General features: G+C 42.5%; 16 protein-coding genes and 2 tRNA genes. 11 read left to right on the forward strand and 7 right to left on the reverse strand.

The features are described from left to right. Positions 1-61: 61 nt before the first annotated feature. On the reverse strand, positions 62-577 hold the full coding sequence (locus H5073_RS07760; RefSeq protein ID WP_182678600.1) for a GspH/FimT family pseudopilin: 516 nt from the start codon (positions 575-577) through the stop codon (positions 62-64). A gap of 245 nt (positions 578-822) precedes the next feature. On the opposite strand from H5073_RS07760, the gene glnB reads away from it, so the two are divergent. The 3 genes from glnB (at position 823) to H5073_RS07775 (ending at position 3428) form a co-directional block, all read left to right on the forward strand. Further along, positions 823-1161: a nitrogen regulatory protein P-II gene (gene glnB / locus H5073_RS07765; RefSeq protein WP_182678603.1), complete on the forward strand. Its 339-nt coding sequence runs from the start codon at positions 823-825 to the stop codon at positions 1159-1161. 73 nt (positions 1162-1234) lie between these two features. Beyond that, entirely contained in the window at positions 1235-2521 is a 1287-nt protein-coding gene (locus H5073_RS07770) for an NAD(P)/FAD-dependent oxidoreductase (RefSeq protein ID WP_182678605.1), read from the forward strand. Between the two features lie 196 nt (positions 2522-2717). Further along, the gene (locus tag H5073_RS07775; RefSeq protein ID WP_182678606.1) at positions 2718-3428 is read left to right on the forward strand and encodes a SapC family protein; all 711 of its coding nucleotides are present in this window, start codon (positions 2718-2720) and stop codon (positions 3426-3428) included. Between the two features lie 149 nt (positions 3429-3577). Here H5073_RS07775 and H5073_RS07780 read toward each other — a convergent pair. The 4 genes from H5073_RS07780 to mutY form a co-directional block, all read right to left on the reverse strand. Further along, positions 3578-3653, reverse strand: a tRNA-Thr gene (locus tag H5073_RS07780). A gap of 7 nt (positions 3654-3660) precedes the next feature. Then, positions 3661-3736 (reverse strand) — tRNA-Phe (locus H5073_RS07785). Between the two features lie 238 nt (positions 3737-3974). Beyond that, complete coding sequence (locus H5073_RS07790) at positions 3975-4250, reverse strand: oxidative damage protection protein (RefSeq protein WP_182678608.1); 276 nt, start codon at positions 4248-4250, stop codon at positions 3975-3977. Between the two features lie 40 nt (positions 4251-4290). Beyond that, a complete protein-coding gene (mutY, locus tag H5073_RS07795) occupies positions 4291-5349 on the reverse strand; it encodes an A/G-specific adenine glycosylase (RefSeq protein WP_182678610.1) in 1059 nt (352 codons plus the stop codon). A 183-nt stretch (positions 5350-5532) separates the two neighbouring features. Between mutY and trmB the strand changes: the two genes are divergently transcribed. From trmB to H5073_RS07820, 5 genes are all read left to right on the forward strand, one after another. Next, positions 5533-6249 (forward strand): tRNA (guanosine(46)-N7)-methyltransferase TrmB, encoded by a 717-nt coding sequence (trmB, locus tag H5073_RS07800; RefSeq protein ID WP_182678612.1) that lies wholly within the window; start codon positions 5533-5535, stop codon positions 6247-6249. A gap of 86 nt (positions 6250-6335) precedes the next feature. After that, on the forward strand, positions 6336-6662 hold the full coding sequence (locus H5073_RS07805) for a YggL family protein (RefSeq protein WP_182678614.1): 327 nt from the start codon (positions 6336-6338) through the stop codon (positions 6660-6662). Positions 6663-6670: 8 nt separating this feature from the next. After that, entirely contained in the window at positions 6671-7585 is a 915-nt protein-coding gene (glsB, locus tag H5073_RS07810; protein WP_182678616.1) for a glutaminase B, read from the forward strand. A 302-nt stretch (positions 7586-7887) separates the two neighbouring features. Beyond that, a complete protein-coding gene (locus H5073_RS07815; protein WP_182678618.1) occupies positions 7888-8724 on the forward strand; it encodes a YggN family protein in 837 nt (278 codons plus the stop codon). A gap of 492 nt (positions 8725-9216) precedes the next feature. After that, positions 9217-10161 (forward strand): LysR family transcriptional regulator, encoded by a 945-nt coding sequence (locus H5073_RS07820; RefSeq protein WP_182678620.1) that lies wholly within the window; start codon positions 9217-9219, stop codon positions 10159-10161. Positions 10162-10582: 421 nt separating this feature from the next. On the opposite strand, the gene H5073_RS07825 is transcribed toward H5073_RS07820, so the two are convergent. Together H5073_RS07825 and rdgC are read right to left on the reverse strand one after the other, a co-directional pair. Continuing rightward, positions 10583-12448, reverse strand: a complete 1866-nt coding sequence (locus H5073_RS07825) for a DUF885 family protein (RefSeq protein WP_182678621.1) — start codon at positions 12446-12448, stop codon at positions 10583-10585. A 301-nt stretch (positions 12449-12749) separates the two neighbouring features. Beyond that, positions 12750-13661, reverse strand: a complete 912-nt coding sequence (gene rdgC, locus H5073_RS07830; RefSeq protein ID WP_182678623.1) for a recombination-associated protein RdgC — start codon at positions 13659-13661, stop codon at positions 12750-12752. Between the two features lie 264 nt (positions 13662-13925). On the opposite strand from rdgC, the gene H5073_RS07835 reads away from it, so the two are divergent. Genes H5073_RS07835 through phoB form a run of 3 tightly spaced genes read left to right on the forward strand, consistent with a single transcriptional unit; the run spans position 13926 to position 15748 of the window. Continuing rightward, a complete protein-coding gene (locus tag H5073_RS07835) occupies positions 13926-14879 on the forward strand; it encodes a porin (RefSeq protein ID WP_182678626.1) in 954 nt (317 codons plus the stop codon). 29 nt (positions 14880-14908) lie between these two features. Further along, on the forward strand, positions 14909-15049 hold the full coding sequence (locus H5073_RS07840; RefSeq protein WP_182678628.1) for a hypothetical protein: 141 nt from the start codon (positions 14909-14911) through the stop codon (positions 15047-15049). Positions 15050-15058: 9 nt separating this feature from the next. Next, positions 15059-15748, forward strand: a complete 690-nt coding sequence (gene phoB, locus H5073_RS07845; RefSeq protein WP_182678629.1) for a phosphate regulon transcriptional regulator PhoB — start codon at positions 15059-15061, stop codon at positions 15746-15748. The last annotated feature ends 48 nt before the right edge of the window (positions 15749-15796 follow it).

Below are 15796 nucleotides of genomic sequence, written 5' to 3' on the forward strand. Positions count from 1 at the left end.
ATTGATTATTTAGTTTTCATGACTTAAAAATTAACTTGTGATTAATTATCAATCATTTAGTTTAGTCGCATTTAATCACTTTCTTGGTTGAAAATCTCACCCGTCCAGCTTGATTAACCACTAATGCTTTAGAGTAGGGGCTATCGAATTCTTCTGGGCAATACTTGAAGGTGCCATTGGTGCCTGAGGCGAGCCCATCGGCTTGAAAGCGGATAGCAGGTCGATTATAAAGGACGATATCTTCTTCATTGAAGTGTCCTGTAACATGAATGATGGTATCTTGGCCATCTATCTGATTTTTTTGCCCTGTATCGGTAAATACACTTAGGCCATCTTGCCAATTAGTGGTGCACTTATTATTTTCAATCGGGCATACAGTGACGCGTGTACCATAAGAAATAGCGATATTACGGGCGAGTATTAAGGTTTGTTGTATGGTGCGTATGCTGCTATCGGCACGTGTTGATAGCACAAACGAATTCAGAGATGGGCTGGCTATTATTGAAAGCAGCAAAAAAATCGTTAAACCTGTGAGTAACTCTACTAAGTTAAAGCCATGATATTTATTGGCATACATAGTTCATCCTTGTAACTAAGCCACTATTTCCCACATCGCTTTTGTCATTACTTTATCGTGAAAACGAGTCTAGTGACAGTGAGCCATAAGTTAATCTTAGTATGAAATTGCATAGCTTTCTTGGGGCGGAATAAAAAATTCGCGATAGTGCTTTAACTTCAAAAACATTCAAGTAAGATAAAGCCAATCCTGGCATTAATGGATAGTGCCGATACAAGTACTTAGCAAGTGAAGAGGTTGATTTGATGAAGAAGGTCGAAGCCATAATTAAACCGTTTAAGCTCGATGATGTACGAGAGTCACTTGCTGAAATTGGTATTACCGGCATGACAGTGTCAGAGGTTAAAGGTTTTGGTCGTCAGAAAGGCCATACTGAGCTTTATCGTGGCGCCGAATATATGGTTGATTTTCTCCCTAAAGTTAAAATTGAACTGGTGATCCAAGATGAATTACTTGATCAAGCAATTGATGTTATTGTTGCGACCGCCAAAACAGGCAAAATTGGTGATGGCAAAATATTTGTGACTGACATAGAAAGAGTTATACGTATTCGTACAGGTGAAGAAAACGAAGAAGCAGTTTGATCAAAGGGCCATGGGCCCTTTTTTTATGTCTAAAAATTAAGTTAATCTTATCAATGGGCACATAGGTGAGTACATGGCTGTAAAAGTGGTGATTGTTGGTGGCGGGGCTGCGGGTCTAGCCTTGGCATCTAAGCTGGGGCGAAAGTTTGGTCTTAAGGGCGAGATGGATATTTATCTGGTTGATAAGAGTCCAATGCACATTTGGAAGCCTAAATTGCACGAAGTGGCGGTAGGTATAATAGATCAATCCCTAGAGGGGGTGTTATATCGCGACCATGGCCTTAAGAATGGTTATCGATTTTTATCTGGTGAATTAAGTGGTTGCCAGCCGGATAAAAAACTTATTGAGTTAGCCGCTGTTATAGATAGTGATGGCGAAGAAGTTGTCCCTAAACGTGAAATCTCATACGACTATTTAGTGCTTGCTCTTGGAGGAGTGTCAAATAGTTTTAACACTCCAGGCGCCGAGCAACATTGCATATTCCTAGATAACCTACCCAGTGCAGAGCGTTTCCATAATAAGTTACTCGATGGTTTATTACACATCAATGAAACTCAAGATAAACTCAGTATAGGCATAGTCGGAGCCGGAGCGACTGGCGTTGAGTTGGCAGCAGAACTTCACCATGTGATTGAATCAGTTAAATCCTACGGCTACTTAAATATTTCGTCTCAAAACCTTGAAGTACATCTTATTGAAGCTGCACCGAAAATTTTATCTCAATTACCAGATAGGGTCAGTCTCAGAGCTCAAACGTTATTAAGTAAACTCGGGATAAAATTGCATCTTGGAGTACAAGTTAAGGAGGTCACAAAAGCAGGCTTTGTTACGGCTTCTGGTGATGTCATCAGCGCCAATATTAAAGTGTGGGCTGCGGGGGTTAAAGGCCCCAATATCTTTCGCCAGCTAATTGAACTACCTATAACCGCACGTAATCAAGTCAAGGTTGATGCTTGCATGAGAGTGCAGGGACATGAAAATATTTATGCTCTAGGTGATTGTGCAGAATTGTTTCTTGCTGATGGCAAAGCTGTTCCGCCTAGGGCTCAAGCTGCAGCACAAATGGCTGATAGCTTATTTATTAATTTACAGCGGCAGCTAAAAGGGCAGCAGGAATTGGCCTTTGTGTATAAAGATTATGGCTCCTTGGTATCTTTAAGCCGTTTTTCTGCTGTAGGTAGTCTAATGGGAAGCTTACGCTCAGGGACTTTTTTTATTGAAGGGCATCTAGCCAGAATCATGTACGTATCTTTATACCAGCGCCACTTAGCCAGTTTATACGGCTGGGGGGCGGCAATTGTATATCGTTTTGCACAAAAACTATTACGCTGGCATAGACCGAAACTTAAATTACATTAATCAATAAAATAGCAATTAGCCTAAATATTTCGATGTTAAGCGCGAAATCTTATGTTATGTTATATTTAAGTTATAAAGATCATAAGTATAGGAACATGAGTTCAACACTTTGATGTGTGTAAAGTGTACGAATTACCCGAAGTTCCACTGATGAAATACAATTAATTATTGAAGTTAAAGGATTAAAGGAAGCATAATGCCTAACAAAATCACCTTACTTGAGCCATCTAAGCATGGCGAGTTAAAAATTGCAGCAACAGATTTCAAGCACGTTGCTGAGCAACACATAGTACCCGTTAGCTTGCATGAGATTGCTCACGCAGCGACTGAATACCCAATAGTATTTGTTAAAAATGGCGACTCTGATGATTTTCAAGCCGTTGCTATGATGGGATTAAAACCAGGGACTAACCTAAGCGTTAAAGAAGGTAAGTGGCAAGGTCTGTATATTCCTGCCGTTGTACGTGACTACCCACTAGGTCTCGTATTAAACCCTGAAGTCAAAGATAAGGTGTGGATTGGTATTCGTGAGCAAGCGGCTTCTGTGAGTAAAACTGAAGGTAATGCTTTATTTGATGGCGAAAAAGAGTCTGAATTTTTGGCTGCTAGAAAAGCTGCATTAATTGCGCACTTTGAACAAGATCAAGCTAGCCGCGGTATTTTAAGTTTCTTATCACAAAAAGGGTTACTTAAGTCGCAAAGCCTCACTGTTGATGTTGCGGGCGAGAAACGCAATATTAATGGCTTATTTATCATTGATGAAGAGAAGTTGAATTCGTTAAGTGATGAAGATTACCTAGATTTGCGTAAGCGCGGTTTACTGGCGCCGATTTATGCACATTTTGCATCACTAAATCAGGTCAACCGTCTAGCCCGCAGTGAAGTCTTGTCACAACAAGCTAGCTAACAGGGTGTAGACTTAGCGCTAGAATTTAAGCCTCTCACGTAGAGGCTTTTTTTATGACTAACATTTACGCAAATGCTAGTTCACTGCTTGCCTATCGATAAATTACAGGAAATAAAAAAGCCACTCATTGAGTGGCTTTTTTATTTTTATGGTGCCGGCACCAAGAGTCGAACTCGGGACCTACTGATTACAAGTCAGTTGCTCTACCAACTGAGCTATGCCGGCTAAATAGTGGTGCCCGAACCCGGAATCGAACCAGGGACACGAGGATTTTCAATCCTCTGCTCTACCGACTGAGCTATTCGGGCAACTAAACTAAGTGTTAGTTTACTATTCTAACAAGGTCTTTCTTAGTCGCTATCTAGCTTGCTAAGTCGTCCCTCGTTTGGAATGCGCACATAGTATAGTTATGGCTTTTATCCTGCAAGTGCTTTTTAACGCTTTTTTATCGTTCGGCTAGTAATTGTTCATAATGAGCATTTTTAGTTCATTATTTGGCATTATCTATGGGGTAAATGATGCTTTTAGGCTCATTACTGATAAAGATTAGTCTTCCGCTGGCGGTACGTAACCTTCGATTTCTACCTGTTTACCTTCGAATAGGAAATTAATCATTTGCTGCTCAAGTAATTTTCTATCGTCAAGATTCATCATGTTGAGTTTTTTCTCATTGATTAGCATGGTTTGCTTTTGTTGCCACAACCCCCAAGCTTCTTTACTGACATTTTCAAAGATACGTTTACCTAGGTCTCCTGGATAAAGTTGGAAATCTAATCCGGCTGCTTCTTTGTTTAAATACACACAGTTGATGATACGAGCCATGGTTACTCCTAGTAATGTAATTTATGTTGCACTTTATGACTTATAGCTGAGCAAGGATCCGCTCCGTTGCTGCCGCTAAGCCCACTTTATCTGGATGGTTTATGTTATACCAAAGCGTGTTGCTTTGCTCTTGGATCTCATTGCTATGTGATATAGCTGCATTTTGGCTGTCTAAATTAATCACTATGGCATTAATGTCGAGATGAAAGTGGCTGAAGGTATGCCTAAAACAAATAAGCGCTTCACGGGGTAGCGTACTTAAGCCTTCCTCAACAAGCTTTTGTTCTATGGCTTGCTCACTGTCAAATTGAGGGAAACACCATAGTCCGCCCCAGATCCCTGCTGGAGGGCGTTTATTCATCAAGACTTTGCCATCTTGTAATAACACCAGCATCCAAGCCGTTTTTTCTGGAATGACTTTTTTAGGCTTTTTACCTGGGAAGTTGGCTTGAGTTTGAGTGTTATAAGCTTGGCAGTCATCATTGACTGGACAAAGCTCGCATTTCGGCTTACTGCGGCTACAAAGGCTTGCACCTAAGTCCATCATGGCTTGGTTGTATTTGGCGACATCATTTTTTGGGGTTTTTAGCTTAGTGATATCCCATAAACGATTTTCGACTATCTTTTGCCCCGGCCAGCCTGCAACGGCATCATGCCTTGCTAGCACTCGTTTAACGTTACCATCCAAGATGGGGTGATGTTGTTGTAACGATAGCGACAATATTGCGCCAGCCGTGGATAAACCAATCCCAGGCAGTGCCAGCACTTGCTCTATGTCTTCGGGGAAGCGCCCTTGGTGATAGTCGCGAATAATTTGCGCGGCCTTTTGTAGGTTTCGCGCCCGAGCGTAATAACCAAGGCCAGTCCAAAAGTGCAACACTTCATCTTGAGGCGCATTCGCTAAGCTTAAAATATCGGGGAAGCGCAGCATAAATTTTTGGTAATAACCAATAACAGTCGCCACTTGAGTTTGTTGCAACATGATTTCAGACACCCAAACGGAGTAAGGGGTCTTATTGAGTTGCCAAGGCAGAGTTTTACGTCCGTGGACGTCGTACCAAGCGATAATACGCTCAGAAAAAAGGGGTATGGTATTCATCGCGGCAGTGTAGCGGCTCCTATTTAGTGAAACAAGCGCTAGTTAAGGCTGAGGGACACTAAATAATTATGCTCTTGGGTGCACTTGCTAACTAATAGCAGATATACTTGCAGGTTGAATGAATGACAGATTGAATTAGACTGATTAAACCCTGCTTTAGTCAGTGAATATATAGAGGCTAGAATGAGCGATGTAACTACCGCTGAATTTAATGAGGAAGGTAAATACCTTCGTAAGATCAGAAGTTTTGTATTAAGAGAAGGCCGTTTGACTAAAGGTCAAGCTCAGGCAATTGAATCTCATTGGCCTGCCATGGGGCTAGATTATTCCCCACAAGCTATCGATCTTACTCAGACTTTTGGCCGTGAAGCGGACACAGTGCTGGAGATAGGTTTTGGCATGGGCGGCTCTTTAGTTGAAATGGCCGCAGCGGCGCCAGAACTTAACTACATTGGCATCGAAGTGCATAAACCCGGTGTGGGGGCGTGTTTAGGTGTTGCAGGTGAAGCAAAAGTGACTAACTTGCGGGTCTATCACCATGATGCAATGGAAGTGTTAGAACACAGTATTGCTGATGGTTCATTGTCTCGGGTGCAATTATTTTTTCCCGATCCTTGGCATAAAAAGCGTCACCATAAGCGCCGTATCGTTCAAGCTGAATTTGCCGAATTAATTCGTCGTAAATTAAAGCTTGGCGGCGTATTCCATATGGCAACAGACTGGGAAAATTATAGCGAGCATATGCTTGAAGTGATGAACGCAGCGCCGGGTTATAAAAATCAGTCAGCGACAGGTACTGTGGTTGAACGCCCAGATCACCGTCCACTGACCAAGTTTGAGGCGCGTGGCCACAGGCTAGGGCACGGCGTATGGGACATAATGTTCGAAAGAATTGAATAACTCCAACTTTAAATAACATCAGTATTTTTAAAAAGGTCACAGACTCAGTGTGTGATCATTAACGTTAACTAAAAGGTGATGCACTAATGGCTAAGAATCGTAGTCTCCGTTTACGTAAGAAACTTCGCGTCGATGAATTCCAAGAATTTGGTTTTGATATCAATTGGGTTTTTGAAGACAGTGTTTCTGAAGCTGATATTGATAACTTGGTGGACCAATTCATTAATGAAGTCATTGAGCCTCGTAAACTGGGTTTTCATGGCGGCGGCCATAAAGAATGGGAAGGCATTATTGCTACTCAAGATATTGGTAAATGCACCGAAGAAGATATTGCTGTTGTTAAAGCATTTTGGCAGGCAAAACCCGTTAAAGATTTAGAGATAAGTGCGTTGTACGATATCTGGTGGGGTTAATTCCCTCAATGGCAGATAAAGCACTGCTAGAGCATGTGGTCGAACAAGTTCGGCCTTTGCTCGGTAAAGGCAAGGTCGCTGATTATATTCCAGCGCTTGCCAGTGTTTGTCCAAGTAAAATTGCTATCGCAATTACGACTATGGATGGCAACACTATTGGGGCTGGAGATTATCTCGAGCCTTTTTCTATTCAGAGTATTTCCAAAGTCTTCAGCCTTACTGCATCACTGGGATTATATGAAGAAAGAGAGATTTGGCACCGAGTAGGTAAGGAGCCGTCAGGGCATTCATTTAACTCTTTAGTTCAAGTGGAATTGGAACGAGGAAAGCCCCGTAATCCTTTTATTAATGCCGGCGCCTTGGTTATTGCCGATTTACTTCAAAGCCGTCTAGGCGCACCGAAACAGCGGATGTTGGAAATCGTTAGGCATCTGAGCTGCAATCCTAAAATTAGTTACGATAAAGTCGTGGCCGATTCTGAATATCAGTTCAGTGCTCGCAATGCCGCGATCGCTTATTTGATGAAGTCTTTTGGCAACTTTGACGGTGACGTCAACACTGTGCTTAAAAGTTACTTTCATTACTGCGCACTAAAGATGAATTGCGCTGATCTTTCTAAAGCCATGTTTTATCTTGCTAATCGAGGCAAAACACTCACAGGTGAGCAGTTAGTTACCCCCATTCAAACTCGGCAGCTCAATGCCTTGTTAGCCACTTCTGGTTTATATGATGGTGCAGGGGAATTTGCTTATCGGGTTGGTATGCCGGGTAAAAGCGGTGTTGGCGGCGGCATTATTGCGGTTATTCCTGGAGACATGTCTATTTGCGTTTGGTCACCGGCACTCGATCCCAATGGTAACTCCCTAGCAGGTACGGCGATGTTAGAGCTATTAAGCCAAGAATTAGGCCGTTCTATTTTCTAGCCCCTTCAGCTCTCTTCTGATCTATCACTCGATCTATCCCAAGATCTAGAACCTTCGACTAGGCGCTTGTCCTGAATAGATAACAATAAGTGAAATTAATCATTATGTGGTTAATTTCACTTACTCTAACTATAACTGTGTTGTTTCCATTACCATTTGGCATGTTGCTATTATATAAAATCACGTATTATCAATAGCTTGAATTGTTGGCATGGCTTGTGCTATCTAAACCTTGTGCTACCTGAATCTTGTGATATTGAAACCTAATACCCATTAAGTCTGTTCCAGAAAGGATAATAACAATGAAGCTACCAACCTTGAAAAGTCGTCCCCTTATTGCCAGTGCTTTATGTACGGCGCTATTGAGTATGACGATGGCAACTCCAGCACAGGCAAAAATGTCCTTGAATAATGAGCAGTGTAATTTATCGCTTAATTTTGATGTGACGGTGGAGCCTAAAAAGTTACTGGTGAGTGATAAAGGGGTGGAGCAGTATCGAGTTGAATTCGATAAGCTTTATGTTCAAGGTCAGTCGGTGACGCTAACCCCTAAGCAGAGTCAGGCGCTACAAAGTTATTCTGATTCGCTATCCACACAAGTCCCAGAGGCTATCGCCTTAGTCTCAGAAGTGATGGTGATAGTTAACCAATCTGTCACCACGGCGCTGTCACCTATTTTGGGCGAACAAACCAGTGTTCATTTAGATAAAATGATGCAAGGGATCCAAACCAAGGTGGACACTCTTGCCTACCGCCAAGGTGATAAATTTTATCTAGGTGCCACAGACTCTTCCATTGAAGACACGTTTAATGAAGAGTTTGAACAAGAAATTGAGCAGATGGTAATGAGTTCACTAGGTAGTTTGATGATGACAATTGGTAGCCAGATCATGTCTTCAGAGGGAGGCACTTTTGAAGAGAAAATGAATGCCTTCTCAACCAAGATGGACAATGTAGGTAAAGATATTGAATTGCAAGTCGAGTCTCAAACTAAGACGTTAGAGGCTAGAGCCGACAAGTTATGCAGTAATTTTGAAGGATTAATGGTGCAAGAGAAAAAACTTCACCAGCAAATCCCACAATTGTCGCCTTATGTCATTGCCAGTAACAATGTCACCAAAAACAGCAGCAAAAAATAACTGACGATTTACGCTTAAGAACTAGCCTTTAAGTTGAATCGTGCATCATGTTAAGTGGTTGATTTTGTTGTGAATTCAGGTTTTTTTGAGGTTTTTTGAACAGCTAGCCTAGATTTAACCCACTCCCTGCATGTTTTCATGCCTTTAGTCTCTGCGGTATTCCCTACCCAATTTGGCTCCCTGTAAGTCTGACTTACAGGGATTTTTTTATTCCCTGTATCTTTGTTCGTATTTATAAATTGTCAATTATAAATATAGAGCAATTGTCGGTTAATTTGATATACTCCCTGCCAAATTACAGTCTGAGCTAAAATTCCTAACTGCTTAATTTTATATAACTTGGTTAGGAGCCGTAGCATAGTGAGTGTTGACGTCTTGATTGTGCTGTAGCACAACAAGTCTAGGCGTTATGTTGAACTCACTAAGTCGGTTTTAGTCTCTTAAAAGATTGTCGAAGATTATTCATGTCGTACATAGCTTAAGGCGACTTACATGTTAGAACTGCTAGAACCCATTGCCATTTTTACCCATGTCGCTCGAGCCGGCAGCTTTAGCGCAGCAGCAAGACGTTTGGGAATTTCTAAATCAAAAGTGAGTACCCAGGTTGCCGATCTTGAGCATAAGTTAGGTGTACAGCTTATTCAGCGTACGACACGGAGTTTAAGCTTAACGGAAGCCGGTAATTTACTCTACGTTCAAGGCGAAGAGCTATTACGTGATGCTGAGCAAGCCGTATCCAGTGTTCACAACCTCAATGATGCGACTCGCGGTGTACTAAAGGTGGGTATTTCTCAATCTTTTGGTACCATGCACATTATCCCTGCATTGCCTGATTTTATGGCAAGACACCCAGAGCTTGAACTACAAGTTAGCTTACTGGACCATAAAGTCGATGTTGTCAGCGAAGGCTTGGATTTATTGTTGACCATGTCTGAGCAGCTTCCCCTTGGGATGGTGGCAAGGCCTTTGATGAAGTGCCAGTTCTTATTAGTTGCCTCTCCAAGTTATATCGCCCAACATGGCGTAGTTGCAAGCCCTGAGCAATTGGTTGATCACAACTGTTTAGTGTATCAAGGCGAATGGCATGAACACAGCATGTGGCAATTTAAGCGTGGCGAAGATTATTGTGAAATTGGTGTATCTGGCAACTTTAGAGTCGACAATGCACCCGCACTAAAATCTGCGGCCGTAAGTGGTTTAGGTGTTGCTTATCTTGCCAGCTACTTAATGGAAGATGAGATAGAAAAAGGCACTCTTATTCCACTGCTGACTGATTGGCAGCTCACTAACCATTTACCGCTACAAGCTGTTTACCCAAGACGTAAGCACTTAGCACCTAAGGTCAGTGCTTTTATTGATTTTATTAAAACCCATATTGGATCACCTCCTCATTGGGATGCAAAGTACGAACATCTCTACAAGCAGCGTAAGCAATAATGGAAACAGTGTTTTATTGTTAATATAAAGCCGTGATGGATATCGCGGCTTTGTGTTTTTTACTTTAAATTCATTGAGTTATTTCTTTGCTTTGTGTTTTGCAGTGTTGATAATCACTAGCGCTAATTTAGCTAAGTTAAATCATAAGGTTGCAGTGTGTTCTTATTTCAATACAATAGTTTCTAGTTGATTTGAGATAAGTTTATTACAGCAGGCAGTGAGATATGACCCCATCTCAATGCGTGTAAGCTTAATGGCTTGGCCTAGTTCAAATCACTACTGGTAGCGGTTTATAACTAAAACAATACCGGACTTAAACCATCATCCTGTCTTTTTTGGTTACCCCAGCCTTTGGCTGGGGTTATTTTTTGGCGATGAATTATACTCCCGCTGAATGACCAGATAATTAATACGATTGGTATTAAATACTCTGGGCTTTAATCCACTCTTCTACTTGCTCTTCTAATACAGTAAGCGGCAAAGGCCCATTTTTAAGTAACAGAGTGTGGAATTTATCTAAAGAGAATTTATCCCCAAGTTGCTGTTGTGCCTTGCTTCTTAATTCAAGAATTTTAATCATCCCGACCTTGTACGCGGTGGCTTGAGATGGCATCACAATATGACGTTCAACCATTTTAATCGCATCCAATTCTGCATTCGGGGTGTTGTCTACATAGTAAGCAATGGCTTGTTCGCGGGTCCATTTTTGGCTGTGAATCCCTGTATCTACCACAAGGCGACAAGCGCGCCATAATTCCATCGCAAGCCGGCCGAAATCAGAGTAGGGATCAGCGTAGAACCCCATTTCTTTAGGGAAATACTCAGTGTATAGCCCCCAACCTTCACTGTAGGCCGTGTAGCTTGCAAACTTACGGAATTTAGGCACATTAGTGAGCTCTTGGGCTATGGCTATCTGCATGTGGTGTCCAGGGATCCCTTCATGATAAGCCAGCGCCTCAAGTTGATACTTAGGCATAGACTTCATGTCATACAGATTAGCGTAAAAGGTGCCCGGTCTTGAACCATCAGGAGCCGGTGCTTCATAAAAGGCTTTACCTGCTGATTTTTCACGAAACGCTTCCACTTTTTTGACTTTCAGCTCTGCCAGAGGTTTGATGTTAAACACTTCATCCAAGCGAGAGTTCATGGTGTTAATGACGCTGCTTGCCTTGGCGAGGTATTCGGCTTGTCCAGCTTCGGTATCAGGGTAATAAAACTGTGGGTCGTCGCGCATAAAAGCAAAAAACTCTTGCAGGCTACCACTGAAGTTAACTTTGGTTTTTATCTCTTCCATCGCTTGATGAATACGCGCCACTTCCGTAAGTCCCAGTGTGTGGATCTGCGCTGAGGTCAGCTCAGTGGTGGTGGTTTTGGCTAAAGCATCTTTATAATAAGCTTCGCCATCAGGGAATTTCCACACACCATCACGGGTATCAGCTTTAGCTTCCAAGGTTTTGATATAGCTTATAAAGCCTTGGTAGGCGGGCTTTACCTTAGTCACTAAAGCCGTTTTAGCTTGTTCTAATAATTGGGTTTTCTGCTCAGGCTTAAGAGTCAGAGCATCTACTTTACGGTTAAAGTCGGCCCAAATTGCACTGGCTTGATTACTGTCATCAAAAGGGGCGCCCTTGATGATGTTTTTACTGTCAGAAATAGCATAAGGGAACACAAACTTAGGCGCGATGATGTTTTTCTTCGCTCTAATTTCAAGGTTCACTTCAAGTTGCGTCAATACCGCAGGGATCCCATTAAGACGGCTGATATAGGCATTGGCATCGCTGATATCGGCAATTTGATGCTGATTGATTAACAGTGAAGCAAGCATAGCGTGCTGGCCATACATTTGGTTCACTGGGTAGCTATGATAGCGCCATTTGTCTTGAGCGAGCGTTAGCTTGAGATCGGCTTCAAGTAACTCGTAGCTTAAACGAGTCTGTGCATCTAAGTAGCCTTGATTAATCGTCGCCAGCTTGGCCAAATGCCCTTTAACTCGCTGCATACGCTTATCTTCAGCGGCGTCACTGATGTCACTCCACTTATCATAATCTTGTTTTATGCCTAAAAAGGTTTGCGATACAGGATTGGCCATTAACTCTGCGGTGAATATGTCATCAAAAATTTGCAGCGCTTGAGTTGATGCATCCATGACTGGATCTGAGCCGGACTGTGATTGATGCGCCGAGCTTGGTGCAGGGGGCGGGGCGTCGTGGGCATTGGCATTGAATGCCAGTCCGCTTAACGCCGAAAATAGCGCAAGAGAGAGGATATTGTGACGATAAAGAGGCATAGTTTAAAACCTTTAGTTGGAGTTTACCGCGAGCGGCGCTTATTTTATTTTTGGTTAAATTACTGCTGTAGCTGCTGAATATAATCTGCAACTAATGCTAATAAACTGGGAGATAAAAAGGCAATATAGAATGTTAGCGAATGTGTCAGCCCATCAATGGTTCTAGATTAAGCAAAGGTAAGGGCTAGGATGATTGGAGCGAAGCTGACATGAATTTTGAGTGTTGTTGATAAATTTAAGGGGTTAGCTTATGCACTGCGGCGCAAGTAAACCCCTTGAGGCTTGATGTATTAAATGAAAATTAGATGCTTTCTTCCATAGGCCCTAATGCTTGAGTTAAGGCTTGTACAAAGGCGATTAACTCGCTGCCCATCAAGGCAAAGTCGGCATCGAGTCTGGCTAATGGATCTTCACCGCTGACTTCATCGTTATTGGCCCTAAATTCTTCAGAAAACTTAAGTCGCTTAACGCTGGCATCAGACTGAACCAAAAAGGCAATGGATTGCGCAAAATGTAGCGCTAGCTTATGCACAGATTTACCTGTTGCAATATGGGCCAGCACTTCATCTTCTTGCAGCACTTGCTGTTTGAACCTAACGATCCCGCCTTCATCTGAATCAGACTTAAGTTCAGCTTCATCTTGCATAGCAAAGGGTAATGGCGACTCACCGGCCTGCAACCATTGAGTTAAGGTCTGTTCGATAGGCGTTGTGTAACTTAAGGGAATAACCGGTAAGCTTCCTAGCGCTTTGCGTAATAAAGCTAATAACTCTTCGGCCTTAGTGGCGCTTGAGCTGTCCACTAAAATCATTTCGATTTCAGGTAAAATCAAGGCACGGGTCTGACTGCGACGAGAAAATGCCCGTGGCAGTAAAGTGGTGGTGATTTCATCTTTAATGGTGTCTTTTTCTTTCTTGGTGACTTTACGGTTTTCTAGCTCTTCAATCTCAGCCACTTTTTCATCTAGGGCCTCTTTGATAACTTGCCCTGGGAGAATTTTCTCTTCTTTGGTGACACAGATGAGGTGACGGTTCTCAGCGCTATGGACCAAGGCACTGCCTTTTTTGCCTAAGGCATTAGAAAAACCAAACTTGCTAATATCTTGGCTAGAACAAGGAGAAAAAGTGAAATCGGCTAATGCAGTTTCCAGTGCCTCGGTATCCACAGAAAAAGGCTTGTTAAAACGATAGAGGGTAAGATTTTTAAACCACATAGCAGGCTCTCATCAAATAAATAAAAACGCAGTTTACGGTATACCGTCCATGGGGTAAACCTAGTGCAAGGGTATTTGTATTTATCGCAATCAGATTCATTATTTGGGCATCCTATATGTCTTCTTAGTTTCTCCTTACTCTGTGCCTGTTATTGGTTTTTTATCGCCCCTGAAATATTTCTGCAATATAAACAAGGCACACTTGCGCTCGTTCCAAAACCCACTACCAAGACGATAAATAACGTCTAACGTCAAAAGGATGAAATGATGAACGTTTTTAGCAAATCTTTACTCGCAGCTTCGATTGCAACTGCAACTCTTTCAACTGCTCACGCAGGTGAACCGCTTCAAGTGTACGGTAAGTTAAACGTCACAGCTCAATCAAATGATGAAAAAGGTGACACTAAAACCACGATTCAGAGCAATGCGTCTCGCTTTGGCGTTAAAGGTGATTTAGCGTTAAATAATGATCTAGAAGCGTTTTATACCATCGAATATGAAGTCGACACTGGTGATGAAGACAAAGAAAACTTCAAGGCGCGTAACCAGTTTGTGGGCTTAAAGGGTAATTTCGGTGCTATTTCTGTTGGCCGTAACGATACGTTATTAAAAGTGTCACAAGGTAAGGTTGATCAGTTCAATGATTTAGAAGGCGATGCGAAAAACCTGTTTAAAGGTGAAAATCGCATGGCGCAAACCATGACTTACTACACGCCAATCGTGGGTGATTTTAAGTTTGGTGTGACTTATGTTGCCGATGGTGACAGCGATCAAGCTTATACTGACCTTAACAATATCGAACAAACTCGCGATGGCTTCAGCTTAGCTGCCATGTATGGTGATGATGAGCTTAAAACCACTAATTTCTATGCGGCGCTTGCCTATGATTCTGAAGTTAAAGGCTATGATATTCTGCGTGCAACTGTACAAGCTAAGTTTGCGGATTTAGTGCTTGGTGGTATGTACCAGCAGGAAGAACAAGTTGACGGCGGCGACAGCAAAAATGGTTATCTACTAAGTGCGGCATACCAGATATCTGAAGTGACTTTAAAAGCTCAGTTCCAAGATATGGAAGACAAGGGGGACTCTTGGTCAGTGGGCGGCGACTATAAGCTTGCTAAGCCAACCAAACTATTGGCATTTTACTCTAGCCGTTCCTTAGAAGCGCAAGCCAGTGATGACAATTATTTCGGCATCGGCATTGAACATAAGTTCTAAGTCGTAACAAATAAACATCAGGAGGGCTTATGCCCTCCTTTTTTATCATTCATTTTCGAAGATTTATGACAAGGGTGGATTTTGATGGCAAAATCATCACTCATTGCACTCAAGGTCATAAATCTGTAACAGAAATGACCAATAATGTTCAAGTGGCAAATCAAGAGTAGAACTCGATTATGACAGCTAGGATTTTAATAGTAGAAGACGAATCAGCGATTCGTGAAATGCTTATTTTTGTTATGGAACAACACGGTTTTACTACAGTCGCGGCTGAGGATTTTGACTCGGCAATAGCGCTCCTGCAAGAACCTTATCCAGATCTTATTATCTTGGATTGGATGTTCCCCGGTGGTAGCGGTATTCAATTGGCCAAGCGTTTAAAGCAAGATGAGTTTACACGTCAGATCCCTATCATAATGCTGACCGCTCGCGGTGAGGAAGAAGATAAGGTCAAAGGCTTAGAAGTGGGTGCCGACGATTACATCACTAAACCCTTCTCACCTAAAGAGCTGGTGGCGCGGATAAAAGCTGTGCTGCGCCGCAGTGCGCCGACACGTTTGGAAGAGACTATCGATGTTCAGGGCCTACAGCTAGATCCTGTCAGCCATAGGGTCTGTGTTGGTGAGTCAGTGCTTGACATGGGGCCGACAGAATTTAGGTTGCTGCACTTCTTTATGACTCATCCAGAGCGAGTCTACAGTCGTGAGCAATTGCTTGATAATGTCTGGGGCACTAATGTCTATGTGGAAGACAGGACTGTGGATGTGCATATCAGGCGTTTACGTAAAGCCGTTGAAAACACAGGTCATGACAAGCTAATACAGACAGTGCGTGGTGCGGGTTACCGCTTCTCAACACGTATGTAGAGTATTTCAGGAACATTATGCTGAGATTGACGAGTAACCACTGACACT

The organism is Shewanella sp. SR44-3 (assembly GCF_014163735.1).
Lineage (GTDB): Bacteria > Pseudomonadota > Gammaproteobacteria > Enterobacterales > Shewanellaceae > Shewanella.